Raw genomic sequence first — 257 nt, 5'->3', positions numbered from 1 at the left:
CAAAAGACCACGGTGAAGGCGGCAATCTGGTTGGTAGCGCGTTACAAGGACGCGTAATGCTGGTAGATGATGTGATCACCGCCGGAACGGCGATTCGCGAATCGATGGAGATTATTCAGGCTAATGGCGCGACGCTTGCTGGCGTATTGATTTCGCTTGATCGTCAGGAACGGGGGCGCGGCGAGATTTCGGCGATTCAGGAAGTTGAGCGTGATTACAACTGCAAAGTGATCTCTATCATCACCCTGAAAGATCTG

At 52.5% G+C, this 257-nt stretch carries 1 protein-coding gene; it reads left to right on the top strand.

What is annotated here, in order from left to right; translation table 11 throughout:
* The coding region (pyrE, locus tag R0J87_RS22205; RefSeq protein ID WP_498889023.1) for an orotate phosphoribosyltransferase at window positions 1-257 on the top strand (257 nt) is incomplete at both ends.

The sequence above is a fragment of the Halomonas sp. SIMBA_159 genome, from assembly GCF_046536035.1.
GTDB classification, from domain to species: Bacteria; Pseudomonadota; Gammaproteobacteria; order Pseudomonadales; family Halomonadaceae; genus Vreelandella; species Vreelandella venusta_A.
The sequence above is the reverse complement of the archived record's forward strand: the minus strand, read 5'-3'. Positions and strand labels throughout refer to the sequence as shown.